The 12,567-nt window shown below is 70.4% G+C and carries 13 protein-coding genes and 1 pseudogene; 10 read left to right on the top strand and 4 right to left on the bottom strand.

Going from position 1 to position 12,567, the window contains the following annotated elements:
- The first annotated feature begins 71 nt into the window (after window positions 1–71).
- The 3 genes from P3T37_RS24450 to P3T37_RS24440 are packed head-to-tail and all read left to right on the top strand — an operon-like array spanning window position 72 to window position 2,508.
- Window positions 72–575, top strand: a complete 504-nt coding sequence (locus P3T37_RS24450) for a hypothetical protein (RefSeq protein WP_280725973.1) — start codon at window positions 72–74, stop codon at window positions 573–575.
- Between the two features lie 59 nt (window positions 576–634).
- The gene (locus tag P3T37_RS24445) at window positions 635–1,834 is read left to right on the top strand and encodes a sensor histidine kinase (protein ID WP_280725972.1); all 1,200 of its coding nucleotides are present in this window, start codon (window positions 635–637) and stop codon (window positions 1,832–1,834) included.
- A complete protein-coding gene (locus P3T37_RS24440) occupies window positions 1,831–2,508 on the top strand; it encodes a response regulator transcription factor (protein WP_280725971.1) in 678 nt (225 codons plus the stop codon). The genes P3T37_RS24445 and P3T37_RS24440 overlap by 4 nt, the downstream gene beginning before the upstream one ends.
- A 29-nt stretch (window positions 2,509–2,537) precedes the next feature.
- Here P3T37_RS24440 and P3T37_RS24435 read toward each other — a convergent pair.
- The 4 genes and pseudogenes from P3T37_RS24435 to P3T37_RS24420 all read right to left on the bottom strand — a co-directional run bounded on the left by P3T37_RS24435 (window position 2,538) and on the right by P3T37_RS24420 (window position 4,744).
- A pseudogene (locus tag P3T37_RS24435) lies at window positions 2,538–2,724 on the bottom strand (DUF397 domain-containing protein).
- Complete coding sequence (locus P3T37_RS24430) at window positions 2,721–2,942, bottom strand: DUF397 domain-containing protein (protein WP_280725970.1); 222 nt, start codon at window positions 2,940–2,942, stop codon at window positions 2,721–2,723. Before P3T37_RS24430 ends, P3T37_RS24435 begins: the two are co-directional and overlap by 4 nt.
- Window positions 2,939–3,751, bottom strand: coding sequence for a helix-turn-helix transcriptional regulator (locus P3T37_RS24425; RefSeq protein WP_280725969.1), 813 nt, complete (start codon window positions 3,749–3,751; stop codon window positions 2,939–2,941). The genes P3T37_RS24430 and P3T37_RS24425 overlap by 4 nt, the downstream gene beginning before the upstream one ends.
- A 90-nt stretch (window positions 3,752–3,841) precedes the next feature.
- Complete coding sequence (locus P3T37_RS24420; RefSeq protein ID WP_280725968.1) at window positions 3,842–4,744, bottom strand: hypothetical protein; 903 nt, start codon at window positions 4,742–4,744, stop codon at window positions 3,842–3,844.
- 320 nt (window positions 4,745–5,064) lie between these two features.
- Here P3T37_RS24420 and P3T37_RS24415 point away from each other — a divergent pair, with 320 nt between their 5' ends.
- From P3T37_RS24415 to P3T37_RS24385, 7 genes are all read left to right on the top strand, one after another.
- Window positions 5,065–5,511, top strand: a complete 447-nt coding sequence (locus P3T37_RS24415; protein ID WP_280725967.1) for an ATP-binding protein — start codon at window positions 5,065–5,067, stop codon at window positions 5,509–5,511.
- A complete protein-coding gene (locus P3T37_RS24410; protein ID WP_280725966.1) occupies window positions 5,508–6,530 on the top strand; it encodes a GNAT family N-acetyltransferase in 1,023 nt (340 codons plus the stop codon). Before P3T37_RS24415 ends, P3T37_RS24410 begins: the two co-directional genes overlap by 4 nt.
- Window positions 6,531–6,632: 102 nt before the next feature.
- Window positions 6,633–6,869 carry a hypothetical protein gene (locus P3T37_RS24405; RefSeq protein WP_280725965.1) on the top strand — a complete coding sequence of 79 codons (237 nt, stop codon included), beginning with the start codon at window positions 6,633–6,635 and terminating at the stop codon, window positions 6,867–6,869.
- Window positions 6,870–7,110: 241 nt separating this feature from the next.
- Window positions 7,111–7,668 (top strand): hypothetical protein, encoded by a 558-nt coding sequence (locus tag P3T37_RS24400; RefSeq protein ID WP_280725964.1) that lies wholly within the window; start codon window positions 7,111–7,113, stop codon window positions 7,666–7,668.
- Window positions 7,669–8,055: 387 nt separating this feature from the next.
- On the top strand, window positions 8,056–9,999 hold the full coding sequence (locus P3T37_RS24395; protein WP_280725963.1) for a PEP/pyruvate-binding domain-containing protein: 1,944 nt from the start codon (window positions 8,056–8,058) through the stop codon (window positions 9,997–9,999).
- Window positions 9,996–11,390 (top strand): ATP-grasp domain-containing protein, encoded by a 1,395-nt coding sequence (locus tag P3T37_RS24390; RefSeq protein ID WP_280725962.1) that lies wholly within the window; start codon window positions 9,996–9,998, stop codon window positions 11,388–11,390. Before P3T37_RS24395 ends, P3T37_RS24390 begins: the two co-directional genes overlap by 4 nt.
- Window positions 11,390–12,532 (top strand): nucleotide disphospho-sugar-binding domain-containing protein, encoded by a 1,143-nt coding sequence (locus P3T37_RS24385; protein WP_280725961.1) that lies wholly within the window; start codon window positions 11,390–11,392, stop codon window positions 12,530–12,532. The genes P3T37_RS24390 and P3T37_RS24385 overlap by 1 nt, the downstream gene beginning before the upstream one ends.
- Window positions 12,533–12,567: the final 35 nt, after the last annotated feature.

Raw genomic sequence — 12,567 nt, 5'->3', positions numbered from 1 at the left:
CAGCGGAACTGCCCCTGCCCAGCGACCGCTGGGCAGGGGCAGTTCGGCGTTCTGTCTGTACGGTCGGTGTCATGAGTGAACAGCACGGGCAATCAGCAGCGGCAGCAGTGGTGTTCGTGTGCGCCACCTGCGGCGCTGGGCTGACCGGGCCGCTGCGTCGGCTGCCTTCCGTTCCCGAGGCTCCCTACTACGAGTGGTGGGAGGCCGACTCGATGGGCCCCTCGCCGGCGACGGTTCCGCTGGGCTGCTACGCCATCGAGACGGAACCGTACGGCGCTCCCCTGGTCGTCGCCGAGGTGCCCGGGCCGACCTACCCGCGCGGAGGGATCCTCTACACCGTGGACCATCAGCCGCTGATCTCACAGGGCCCGCGAGGCAATATCGTCATCAACCCGGACGACGCCCGCGGCCTGGAACTGCGGCACGCGTCCCCCGCCTGCTGCGGAGCGACCCCCACCGGCGGGCTCAACCAGCTGTGCGCGTGCGGAACCCTGGTCGCGACGCTCTGTTCCGACTGCTGCCTGCCCTACGAGCTTCATCTCTCACCCGACCGTGTCCGCGCCATTCCGGCCTGACTTCTCGCGGCCACTGCCAGAACCGATCATGAACCGCGAGAGGGAGGTACGGCATGCGCATGCGCCTCTCGACACGCGACGACGCGCTGCCGTGGACGCGTAACGACGCGCTCGTCACCGTCGGCGCCTGCGGCATCGACCTGCTCGGCTACTCCCTCGGCCACCCGGTCGGCGGCCACCAGGTCACGGTGGTCGGAATCGTCCTGAGCGTCCTGTCGGCCCTGCCGCTGCTTGTCCGACGCAGCCACCCGGTCTCGGTGCTCGCCGGCGTGCTCGTCCTCGGCACGGCGTTGAACCTCCTCGCCTGGCCGCCCACGCACTTCGGTGCCGCCCTCGCGGTGGCCCTGTACTCGGTCGCCCGGGCCTGCGGCCCTCCGGTGACAGCGCCGGCCGGCATCGTGACGGCCGCCGTGACGCTGCTGAGCCAGACTCACGGCGGGCTGCCGAGCCGGGGGGACGTGATCGGCGACGTCGCCGCGGTCGTCGTCATCGTCGGGGTGGCCGTCGCGGTCACCCGCTACACGAACGAGGTGGCCGCCAACCGCCAGCTGCTGGCCGACCATGCGGTGGCCGAGGAACGCCGCCGCATCGCCCGGGAGTTGCACGACATCGTGGCCCACCACATCACCACCATGCAGCTGATGGCCGGCGGGGCCAGAGCCAATCTCGCGGGCGACCCCGAGGTGGTGCGGGACGCCCTGGTCACCCTGGAGTCCTCCGGGCGGTCGGCCCTGCGCGAGATGCGCCAACTCCTGGACGTGCTGCGCGCCGACGACGAACCCGAGCACGCGCCGCCGGCCCCCCAGCCCGGCGCCGGTGAGCTCGACCGCATCGTCGGCGAGTCCCGACTGGCCGGCCTGCCAACCGAGTTCACCGTCCGGGGGCAGGAACGCCCGCTGCCGCCGACGGTCGGGCTCACCGTGTTCCGGGTCGTCCAGGAGGCCCTCACCAACGCCCGCAAGCACGCCGGACAGAGCCGGGCCTCCGTCCTACTGACGTACCTTCCGGACCGGGTCACCGTCGAGGTACAGAACGACGGTGGGGACAACGCCTGCGACGACCCCGGGGACGACCCCTGGGACGACGCCGGGGACGACGCCGGGGACAGCGACCGGAGCGGGTACGGTCTGATCGGCATGTACGAACGCGTCGCCCTGCACGGCGGCAGCCTGGAGACCGGCAGACTCGCCGGCGGCGGGTTCAGGGTGGCCGCCAGCCTGCCGGTGATGCCGGACGCACGAGAGGAGGTCCTGCGGTGAACCAAGCTCCGCAGCGGATCAGCGTGCTGATCGCCGACGACCAGCCGCTGGTGCGGCGGGGCCTGGCGATGATCCTCGCCCCCGACCCGTCGGTCGGCGTGGTGGGCGAGGCCGAGAACGGCGAGCAGGCCGTCGCCCTCGCCCAGCGGCTGCGCCCCGACGTGGTCGTGATGGACATCCGGATGCCCGTCCTCGACGGAATCGGCGCGATCGGGCAGATCGCCGTCACGGTGCCCGAGTGCCGGGTCCTCGCCCTCAGCACCTTCGACATGGACGAGTACGTCGTCGCCGCCCTGCGCGCGGGCGCCTCCGGATTCCTCTCCAAGGACGTCTCTCCGGAGGAACTGACCGCCGCGATCCGCACCGTCCACACCGGCGAGGCCGCCGTCGCGCCTCACCTGTTGACCCGGCTGATCTCCACCTACGTCAGAGCCCCACAGCGCCCCGAACGGCCCGCCGCGTACCCGAGCGAGCTCACCCCGCGCGAGGTCGAGGTGTGGCGCCTGATCGCCACCGGACTCGACAACGCCGAGATCTCGCGGGAGTTGGCGATCAGCGTCTCGACCGTCAAGAACTACATCACCAGCATCTTCGGCAAGCTCAGCCTCCGGGACCGCGCCCAAGCGGTGATCGCCGCCTACGAGTCCGGACTGGTCGAGCCCAGGTCGGCGTAGTCACCCCGCCCTCGGACGCGCCTTCGACCTCAGCCCTCGCCCAGGGCGACGGACCGGACGAAGGCGGACCAGGCGGCGGGGGCGAAGGTCAGCACCGGGCCGGCCTTGTCCTTCGAGTCACGGATGCACGACCGTGTCTGTCGCCACCTCGACACAGTCGCCACCCTCGGCACCGCTGTAGCTGCTCTTGAACCAGATTGGCACTTCGGCACTCATAGCTCTCCCAACAGCCTCTGCCGGGCGGCGAACTCAACAAACACGGCCCAGTCGCAAGGCGCGAAGGTCAGCACCGGGCCACCCTTGTCCTTCGAGTCACGAATATGCACGACCGTACCTGTCGCCACCTCAACGCACTGACCACCCTCGGCACCGCTGTAGCTGCTCTTGAACCAGACCAACTCCTGGCCTGCGGGGGCGGTCTCCTCGGTATTCATAGCTCTCCCAGCAGCTTCTCGACGTAGGCCAGCGACTCACGTGGCGTCAGGGCTTGCGCTCGGATAATCCCATAGCGCGCCGCCATCACGCGGACTTCTTCACGATCAGTGACCAAGGTGCTCCGCCCCTGCGTCTCCAGGTAGCCGATCTGCTCACCTCCCTTGCGTGTATAGAGGGTGAAGCCACCGTCGACACCGGCGTGGTCCTCCCGATCGAGCGGCATCACCTGAAGTTCCACATTGCGTTTCTGCCCGACGAGATGGATCTGCTCCAACTGCCCACGCATCACCGCTGTCCCGCCCAGCCGCCGCAACAGGACGGACTCCTCCATGACGAAACTGAACAGCGGCGCCGGCCACTTGGCGAAGACGTCCTGACGTGCAAGACGGGCTGTCACGCGCTGCTCGATGGTCTCCTCATTGAGCAACGGCCTCCGCATCGCCAACAACGCCCGCATGTAGTCCTCGGTCTGGAACAGGCCGTTCACCACGTGGGTGTCGTACATCTGCAGCTCGACGGCCTCCGCCTCCAGGCGGGCCGCGTCGCGGAAGAACGCCGGGTAGCGGGCCCGTTCGACCTCGCCCTTCATCGCACGCAGGATTCCGCGTGCGTCCAACACCTCATCGGCCTTGTCGATCAACTCGGGCTTGGGGATGCGTCGGCCGAGTTCGACCGAAGCGATCTGGTCCTCGCCGTAGCCGAGTTTCGCGCCCAACTCGGCTCGCGTCAGGCCCGATCGCTCCCGCAGGATCCGCACCTGCTGTCCGAAGCTCCGGAGGAAGCCCGCTCCGTCGTCCTGGTCCGCCACGCTCGCCACCTCCGGCCGCTCTCGGCCACCGCACCGTCCATCGGCAACGATAAGTACAGAGGTGCTCCTGTACACCCGAATCCCCTGCATTCACCCTGTTGGGGGTACGCACGTGCGCAGGAGGCTGCGGGCGCGGGCTGCGCCGCGGCGGTTGCGTTCCACCGTCGCAAGGTCCGGGCCTCGGGCCGCGGCAGGGGCAAGGCCCGCGCAGCGGAGGCAGGTGCCGCCCGACAGCCGCGCGGGGACGGGGTCGGCGCAGCGGGTGCACTCGCCCGCGATGCGGGGCGGGGGTGCGGGTTTCGGCGGCGGGGGCATCTTCTGTTCGAGGCGGGTGCGCAGGAGGCCGGCCGGGGAGATGATCCGCGTGGGCAGGCCGCCGGTCAGGGCCTCGCCCAGTCGGCCGAGGTCCGGATCGCGGGCGAGCCAGTCGGCGACAAGCGGCGCGAGGGCGAGCGCCTCGGGCCATCCGAGGCGAAGGCGTTTGTCGCGGGCGATCAGGCTGTCCAGCAGGCTCGCGGCGGCCACCGCCTCGTCCTCGCCCTCGCCCTCGGCCTCACCCTCGGCGGGGAGGGCGGTGTTCTCCTCGTTCTTCTTCCCCAAGGGGGAGGTGCCGACTTCCCGTCGGCCCGGCTCACCGAGTGTCGGCTTTCGGACAGCGCCGTCGACACCGTTCCACGCGGCGGCGATCTGGTCCGGATCCGTCAGCGGGACGCTGCTGATGAGCAGTCGGGTCGTCCAGGTGCCTCTGGTGGGGTGCTGGGTGCGCCGGACGTGGAGGTAGCCCTCCTCGATCAGCTGGCTGCGGGCCCGCGAGACGGCCGTCCGGCCCTCGGGCATGCGGTTGCCGAGGGTCAGGATGGTGTCCCGACTGCCGGGTGGGAGCGACAGCGCCCACAGCAGCAGCGTTTTCGCCGTGGCCCGCAGACGCGGGTGGCGAACGATGTCGTGGGATGCCCGTACGTAGCGCTCGGGCGCGATAAAGTTCACGTGCATGTGGAGTTCGCTCTCCTGTGCCGGACCCCGGGGTGTTGGCGCACCGCCGGGGTCGACTATTGGTCTCTGTGATCGGACCGTAGCACACGGTAGCGGAGTGGCGTAGCGGAATCCCGACGTCCCGACGTAGCGTCAGTTCGCTTCCCTGTCAGGCGTGTACGTCGTCGCCGTAATGCCGTACAGACCCCAGCGGTACGCGCGTCACTGCTGGTCAGCCGCTCCTGACGCCCGGCAGGCTCGTCCTCATGAAGCCTCCGTGCAACACCTCCGCCACCCCGCCACCTGAACCCCAACCCGGATCGTGGGGATGGGAGTTCACCATGCGGTTCACCTCCACACCGCGCGGGGCCCGGCTCGCCCGGCGCCTCGTCTCCGACCGGCTGAAGGACTGGGGCTACGGGTACGACACCGACGCCAACGAGACCGTGTCCCTGATCACCGCCGAGCTGGCCGCCAACGCCGTACGCCACGGACACGTGCCCGGACGGGACTTCAAGGTTCGACTGACGGGTGAAGTCCGGCTGACGGGCGGGCGGCCGCAGAGACTGCGGATCGAGGTGTCCGACACCCGCACCGAGCGCGTTCCGCTGCTCTCCTTCCAGGAACCGCCCGGCGACGCGGAGTCGGGCCGCGGACTGCTCATCGTCGCCGGCCTGGCCAGCCGCTGGGGCGTCGCCCCACGGCCGGCAGCGCCGGGCAAGACCGTGTGGGCGGAGTACGTGCTGCAAGATCTTCCTATCAGTCCCAGATACCTGGAGGTCCAGTGACTCTAGATGTTCGGCCGCTCGATCCGTCCACCGCCCCCGAGCAACTCCTGGCCGACTACCACGCGATGCGGGCAGCAGTCGCAGCGGCGGATTCGCCCGAGGACCCGCCGCTGACCTACGAGAGCGCGATCGGCCGCCTGCGCACGCCGCCGGTCGGGGACGGACCATGTCGCTTCTGGGTCGGGCACCTGGACGGGCGCCTGGCCGGGTCGGTCAGGGTGGCGCTGCCCGAGGAGGCGAACAGCGGGATCGTCAATGTCGAGGTCCACGTGCACCCCGAACTTCGGCGGCGCGGCGTCGGCACCGAACTGTTGCGCTCGGCCATGCCCGCGATCCTGGACGCTCGCCGCGACACCGTCCTCGGCCTGGGGATGAAGCCCGACTCCGCCGGTGCCCGGTGGGTGGACGGCCTAGGGTTCGAGGTGACCCACAGCACCGTGATGCAGGTCCTGCTGATCGCGCGGACTCCCGCGCAGCTGTGGGATGTGCCCGCCCCGGCCGGCTACCGCCTGGAGTGCTGGACGGGAGCGACTCCCGAGCGGCTCATCGACTCCTACGCCGCGGCACGGCAGGCCATCCAGGATGCCCCGCTGGGCGGGACGAGCTACCGGGCGACCGTCTGGACCCCCGCCCAGGTCCGCGCAACCGACCGCGAGTTGGCGGACGCCGGCGCGGAGCAGCGGGTTGCCATCGCCGTCGACGAGGCCACGGACCGGGTCGTCGGCGTGCACGTCATCCACAACTACCCGCACCGCCGAGAGAGCGGCTTCATCTACGACACCTCGGTGCTGGCCGCCCATCGCGGCCACGGGCTCGGCCGGGCCATGAAGGCCGCCATGATGCGGTGGCTCGCCGACGAGCGCCCGGACTTGGAACGCATCCTCACCACCACCGCCACCACGAACACCCACATGATCGGCATCAACCACGCCCTCGGCTACCACTCCGCCCGGACGATGAACTGGGTCGAGACCCCGACGGCGCGGCTTGCCGAGAACTGGCCGACCCTTGGTGACTGATGGAACCGAGCGAGCGGGTACGCAGGGCGGCTGGTGCGGCGGGGACGACAGCGGTTCAGCCGTTGTGGTCACATCGCGCCGCTTGGGACCTATCCTGAGCCAGTGCTTCACGAGCTGTGGGACGAAGGCGAGGAGGGCCAGACGTTCTGTCTGGCCGGGCCGCGCGGAGACGGGGCTCGTGCGCTCTTGTCCGAACGTGCCCGGCTCGTGTGGACCGTCGAGGCCGCGAGCCACTTCGACGCGATGACGTTGTACTACCAGCGCATGGGCTGGGGCACCTACACCGCAGCGCACCCGGAGTGGGACAACCGGACCTACGCCGAGCACGGCTGGGAGTGATCCACCGATTTCATCCCTCGTCGAGATCATCCAATCCGAGGACGGCAGCCACTCCTACGTCCTGGAGTACACGCTGGGCTGACGTATGCCGTGACTCGGACGACGTGTCGGCCGCAGTCGCCGTCAGGGCGGCGTCGTTCGAGCGATCGCCCACCGAATGAACCGCAGCAGTGATCCTGACTGACCGTCACATCTTCGTAACTAGCGAGTGTTTCATAAGATACTGCGGCATTCTTCGGACATGAAGCGCTTCCTCGCCTGCGCATCCGCCATAGGCTCGATGATCGTCCTTGCCGCTTGCTCCAGCGGTAACGGCAACAGCCCTGCACTCGGGACAACCGTGAAGACGACCGGATCCCTCACGCCAATGGGCGATGGCATGAGCGGAGCCCCGCTCCAGCTCACACCCACCACAGTCGTCTACGCAGTCCGTGCCACCGGATCCATCGCCCAGAACGGTCAGTTCGAGATCATCACCATCAAGAACACGGCCACGATCGACATGGCCGACGCAACCACCCTGGAGGAAGGCGGAGGCTTCCGACTCGTGACCCGTGATGGCGCGACTACTCCAGCGAACAACGACAATGCCAAGTACGTTCGGCCGGACTCCTATCCCGGCCCGCCGATACCGGCCAACAGCACGGTCTGGTCGGTGGCCGTTTTTGACATCACGCCGCAGGAACGGGGTGGCACCCTGGAGTACAAGGACGGCCACGGCTTCACCTTCCGGTGGAGCATCCCGGGATCCGATTCGGGGCCCCAGGTTGAGGCGATGAAGATGTTGATCTCCTCCTGATCTAGGCCGACCTTTCGGTAGGACACGGGGTGGTTCAGGCGTCCGCACCCCTGGCCGAGGATGCCCCCCGCACCGGCACCAGAACTCTCATGTAGTGCGGAGGTTCGACTCGCTGTCGGCACCTCCATGGCCGGATCGATTCAGCTTTGGCTGAAATTCGTACAACTATTCGCCAGAATGTCGATCCGATGACACGATGAACCAAGCCTTTACGAACTTCTGACCCGACGTACACCATGACCTGCACATGCGTAGACGAATGGCTGAACCGTGAACCTCCCCCGCTCAGGCATCGCTGAGCCACTCGCGCCGCGCTCCCTCGTGGGCGAAGTACTCACGCTTCCGACGTTCTCGCAACTGGCTGGGGTGGTGAGTGGGTACCCGTATGTGAAGCTCGTGTTGGATCGGGCCGAGTCGACCGTTCACTTCATCGACAGTGCCGACGGGGTCCTGCACGTCCAGTATGTCGCGTGCGATGTACTGGGCATGTCCATGGGCGAGTTGGCCCAGGATCTCGATGCGTTCAACGACTCGGTGTACCGGGATCCCGAACGGCGTTTCTACCTCGGGACATTGGCGTTGCACGGGGGTCAACAGGGCGACGCGGAGCGGTTCCTGTCGCTGGAGACCGTGGACGTCGACACGATGTCGCGGGAGATGCTGCGGTTCTTCTACCGCGCGGTCCGTGCCCAGCTCGACCCGGGGGTGCCGCTGCTGCTCAAGCCGGCCAACCACCTTCAGGAGGGGTATCTGGCGGATGTCCCGGTGGAGGAGATTCCGCGGGTGCTGGCTCATGACCTCTACTCCCGTGCGAGGTTCGTCCCGTTGAACCCGGGGACGGCACGCGGGCGGGTGCGGATGTTCCGGTCCGAGGAGGAATACCGGTCGGCAGCGGAACCGCTGCGATGGCACGACATCCTGGTGATGCCGCGGATTCCGGAGGACATACCGCGGCTGTCGGGGATCGTCCACGGCGAGCACACCGCGCCGCTGTCGCATGTGAATGTGATGGCCGCCGGGTGGCGGATTCCCAACGCCGTCCGGGTGGATGCCATCGAGCTGGTCGAACGTGCCGGGTTGGACGGTCAGTGGGCGGAGTACCAAGTCGACGCCGACGCCGCCGATTTCGTCCTGATGGCAGCCGAACGGCCGCGAGCTGTCAGCGCGTTGCCGCCCTGGGCGGCGGCCGGGACGGTCGTTCTGGAACGGCCCGAGTGGGCGCCGGCACCGATCACCGCGCTGTCCGACCTGCGGATGGGCGACCAGGGCCGGTTCGGCACCAAGGCCGCGAACCTCGGCGAACTCTGCCACCTGCTCCAGTACGGCTCGCCGCGCTGGCTCGGCTTCTACCGCGCCCCCCGACCGCCCCGGGCGAACCTGCTGGGCCATCTCGCGCGCCAACTCGGCGTGCCGGAAGGGGAGGTGGAGGACGCGGCGCGGCACCTGGCGAAGGAGCACGCGGTGGTGCCCCGGGGCATCGCGCTGCCGTTTTCGCTGCACCGGCGGTTCTTGGACTCGTCCTCCCAACTCCTGGCCGCCCTCGCCGAGTTGTGGCGAACAGTGGACGCGAACGGTAGCGACCTCGCGGAGCGCTGCCTCGACGTACAACGGCTGATCCGCAGTACACCGCTGCCGGCCGACCTCCGGAGCGAGATCGAGCGCGCACTCGTCCGGTACCTCGCCGGCGCCGCCCGCTTCGTCGTGCGCAGCTCGTCCAACGCCGAGGACCTGGCCGGGTTCTCGGCCGCCGGGCTCTACACCTCGCTCCCGCAGCTCGGCACGACGGACGAAGTCCTGGACGGCGTCCGGGAGGTGTGGGCCTCCCTGTACTCCCCGCGTGCGGTGCTGCTGCGCCGGCAGGCGGGCATCCCGCTGGAGCACTGCTCGATGGGCGTGATCGTGCAGGAGCAGGTCGAGGCGAGGACCGGCGGCGTGCTGGTCACCTGCAACCCGCTCGACCGCCGGGACTTCCGCACCGTCTACCTGAACATCTCGCAGCGCTCGGTGGCCGAGGTGGTCTCCGGCTCGGGCGGCGCGCCGATTCAGTACCTGTGCAACACCGTCGAGGGGACGAGTCGCACCCTGTCGCTCGGCTCCGCCGGCGCGGATCTGGACGACTCGATGAAGGCCGCGGTGCGCCGACTCGCGCTGATCAGCCGGCTGCTGCAGTCGCACTTCTCGCCCGAGCCCGAGCCCGAGCCCGCGCCCAAGTTTGCGCCCAAGTCCGAGTCCGAGCCGGTCGACGTCGAGTGGCTGATCGAGGGCGAGCGGATCCACCTGTTGCAGCTGCGACCCTTTCACACCACGGGACTTGAGGAGAACGCCGGTTGAGAAGGATCCTGTACGTCTACGTCAGGGGCGGCGCGCCGCTGGAGTACGCGTTCCCGCGGATCGCCGCCTGCGGCGAGCTGCACGTCCTCGCGCTGGCGCCGCTGCCCGCGGCCGCGCGGGAGGCCTGGCTGCCCAGCTGCACCCGCATCGCCGAGGTGCCCGAACCGCCGCGCGGTGAAGCCCTGGTGGAGCTGATCGTGGAGCACGCGAAGGCCCTGGGCGCCGACGCCGTCCTGACGCTGTCCGAGTTCGCGGTGCTGGCCGTCGCGCACGCCGCGCGCCGGCTCGGCCTGGCGGGCGCCGGTCCCGGGATCCTGCGGGCCAGGGACAAGCGGCTGATGCGGGAGGCCTGGGCCGCCGCCGAGGTCCCGGTCCCGCACTTCCGCCGTGTCGACAGCGAGCAGGAACTACGGTCTGCGACAGCCGAGTTGACGCCTCCGCTGCTGCTCAAGCCGGCCTGGGGCGCCGGGTCGGTCGCCCAACTCGTGCTGCACTCGCCCGAGGACGCCGCCCCCGCCTGGTCGCAGATCGAGGACGCACTGCACGCGGGCCGCCGCGTCGGCATGGACGAGCTGTACGCGCCGGACACCGACCGGGACCGGCTGGTCGAGGAGATTGCCCAGGGCTCCACCGCGGGTTGGTACGAGGAGCCGGGCTACGGCGACTACGTGAGCGTCGAGGGCATCGTCGCGCGCGGGGTCTACCACCCGCTCGCCGTCACCGCGAAGCTGCCGACCGTGCCGTCGTTCGTCGAGGTGGCCAGCACCTCGCCGTGCGTGCTGCCGGAGCCGTTGCAGCGCCGGATCGAGGAGGTCTCGCGCCGGGCCGTCGACGCGCTCGGCCTGGAGACCTGCGGCACGCACACCGAGCTCAAGCTGCTGCCGGACGGGCAGCTGGTGGTGATCGAGACCGCGGCCCGGTTCGGCGGGCTGCTGACGATCCGGCAGTTGGAGGAGGTGTTCGGGCTCGATCCGATCGGCCTGCTGGTGCGCGAGCTGCTGGGGGAACGGGTCAGCTACCCGGCAACGATGCCGACAGCCGGGACCGGAAGGGTGGGCGCGGCCGCCTCCCTGGCCGTCGTCCCGGCCGATGCGGCGGGCGTGCCCTGGCGGACCGGTGCGCGCTGGGACCCGGAGGCGGTGGACTGGCTGAGCCTGCTCTCCCCGGGGAGCACCATCGAGCCGGTGCCCGCGTTCGCGCTGCCGCCGGGCCGGCCGGTGCCCGCCTTCGACCCGTCCGGCGGGTCGCGCAACTGGCTGGGCGTCTACCTGCTGACCGCCGTCGACGCCGCGACCCTGCGCCGCGACTGCAACGCCGTCCTGGACGGGCTGGAAGCCGCCCTGCACCGGATACCGCCCACCCGCTACCCGCCCACCCACGGAGCACACTGATGCGCGTCCTGTTCGCCGGCGCCCCCGGCATCGGCCATCTCTTCCCACTGGTCCCGCTGGCCAGGGCGCTGCGCGGGCTCGGCCACGAGGTCGCGGTGACCTCGATGGACGGCGGGGAGGCGGTCGCTGCGTCCGGGCTGCCGTACCTGCCGCTGGCGCCGGGCGTCGACTGGCGCAGCGAGATCCGCGAGGCCGGGCGCGTGCGGCGGCCCGAGCTGCTGCGGCGGGTGGTCGCCTCCAACTCGGCCGACCGCGAGGCCTTCGTGCCGCTGGCCGCGCTCGTCAACACCGTCGTGGCCGACGCCACCGTCGAACTCGCCGCCCGCTGGCGGCCGGACCTGGTGGTGTACGAGTACCTCTTCCCGGCCGCGCTGCTCGCGGCGGCGAGCCTGGGCGTGCCCGCCGTGCAGCACGACCTGGGGGTGGCCCGCACTCCGGCGCTGCGCGCGCTGATGCTCGCGGAGATGGCGGACGCGTTCGCCCGGCACGGCGTCCGGCGGCTCCCCGAGGACGTCCCCACCCTCGACCTGTGCCCGCCGAGCCTGGCCGCCGGCGGGCAGCGGTACGGGTGGCCGATGCGCCCGGTCTCCTACAACGGCGAGGTCGCGCTGCCCGAGAGCCTGGCCGCTCCCGCCGACCGTCCGCGCGTGGCGGTGACGTTGGGCACCGTGCCGCCCAAGCTCGACGGGCTGACCAGGATCGAGCGGGTGGTCGCGGCGGCGGCCCGGGTCGACGCGGACTTCGTCCTCGCCACCGGCGACCTCGACCTCGGCGCCCTGGGTCCGCTGCCCGCCAACGTACGGCCGTACGGCTGGGTCCCGTGGCGCGCGCTGCTGGACACCTGCACCGCCGCCGTCCACCACGGCGGCGGCAGCACCGCGCTCGGCGCGCTGGACGCCGGCCTGCCGCAACTGCTGCTGCCCGACGGCTCGGACCGCTTCGTCACCGCCGACGCGGTGCGCGAGCGGGGAGCGGGCCTGAGCGCGACCGCCGCGGAGATCGACCCGGAGCTGCTGAACCGCCTGATCGCCGACCCCGCCCTGGCCCGGGCCGCCCGCGAGGTGCGCGCCGAGATCGCGGCCATGCCCGCCCCGGACTCCCTGGAGCCGGCGCTCACCGGCCTTGCCGGCACCAGGATCTGACGTAGCGTGGGGTCTGTAGCTCGAGAGAGGGGCCG

Source organism: Kitasatospora sp. MAA4, from assembly GCF_029893355.1.
Lineage (GTDB): Bacteria > Actinomycetota > Actinomycetes > Streptomycetales > Streptomycetaceae > Kitasatospora.
The sequence above is the reverse complement of the archived record's forward strand: the minus strand, read 5'-3'. Positions and strand labels throughout refer to the sequence as shown.

What these genes read in the sequence shown, in the direction of transcription:
- P3T37_RS24430 (WP_280725970.1), bottom strand. Translation starts at nt 2,942, where the DNA reads ATGAATACCGAGGAGACCGCCCCCGCAGGCCAGGAGTTGGTCTGGTTC.
- P3T37_RS24445 (WP_280725972.1), top strand. Translation starts at nt 635, where the DNA reads ATGCGCCTCTCGACACGCGACGACGCGCTGCCGTGGACGCGTAACGAC.
- P3T37_RS24385 (WP_280725961.1), top strand. Translation starts at nt 11,390, where the DNA reads ATGCGCGTCCTGTTCGCCGGCGCCCCCGGCATCGGCCATCTCTTCCCA.
- P3T37_RS24400 (WP_280725964.1), top strand. Translation starts at nt 7,111, where the DNA reads ATGAAGCGCTTCCTCGCCTGCGCATCCGCCATAGGCTCGATGATCGTC.
- P3T37_RS24415 (WP_280725967.1), top strand. Translation starts at nt 5,065, where the DNA reads ATGCGGTTCACCTCCACACCGCGCGGGGCCCGGCTCGCCCGGCGCCTC.
- P3T37_RS24420 (WP_280725968.1), bottom strand. Translation starts at nt 4,744, where the DNA reads ATGCACGTGAACTTTATCGCGCCCGAGCGCTACGTACGGGCATCCCAC.
- P3T37_RS24450 (WP_280725973.1), top strand. Translation starts at nt 72, where the DNA reads ATGAGTGAACAGCACGGGCAATCAGCAGCGGCAGCAGTGGTGTTCGTG.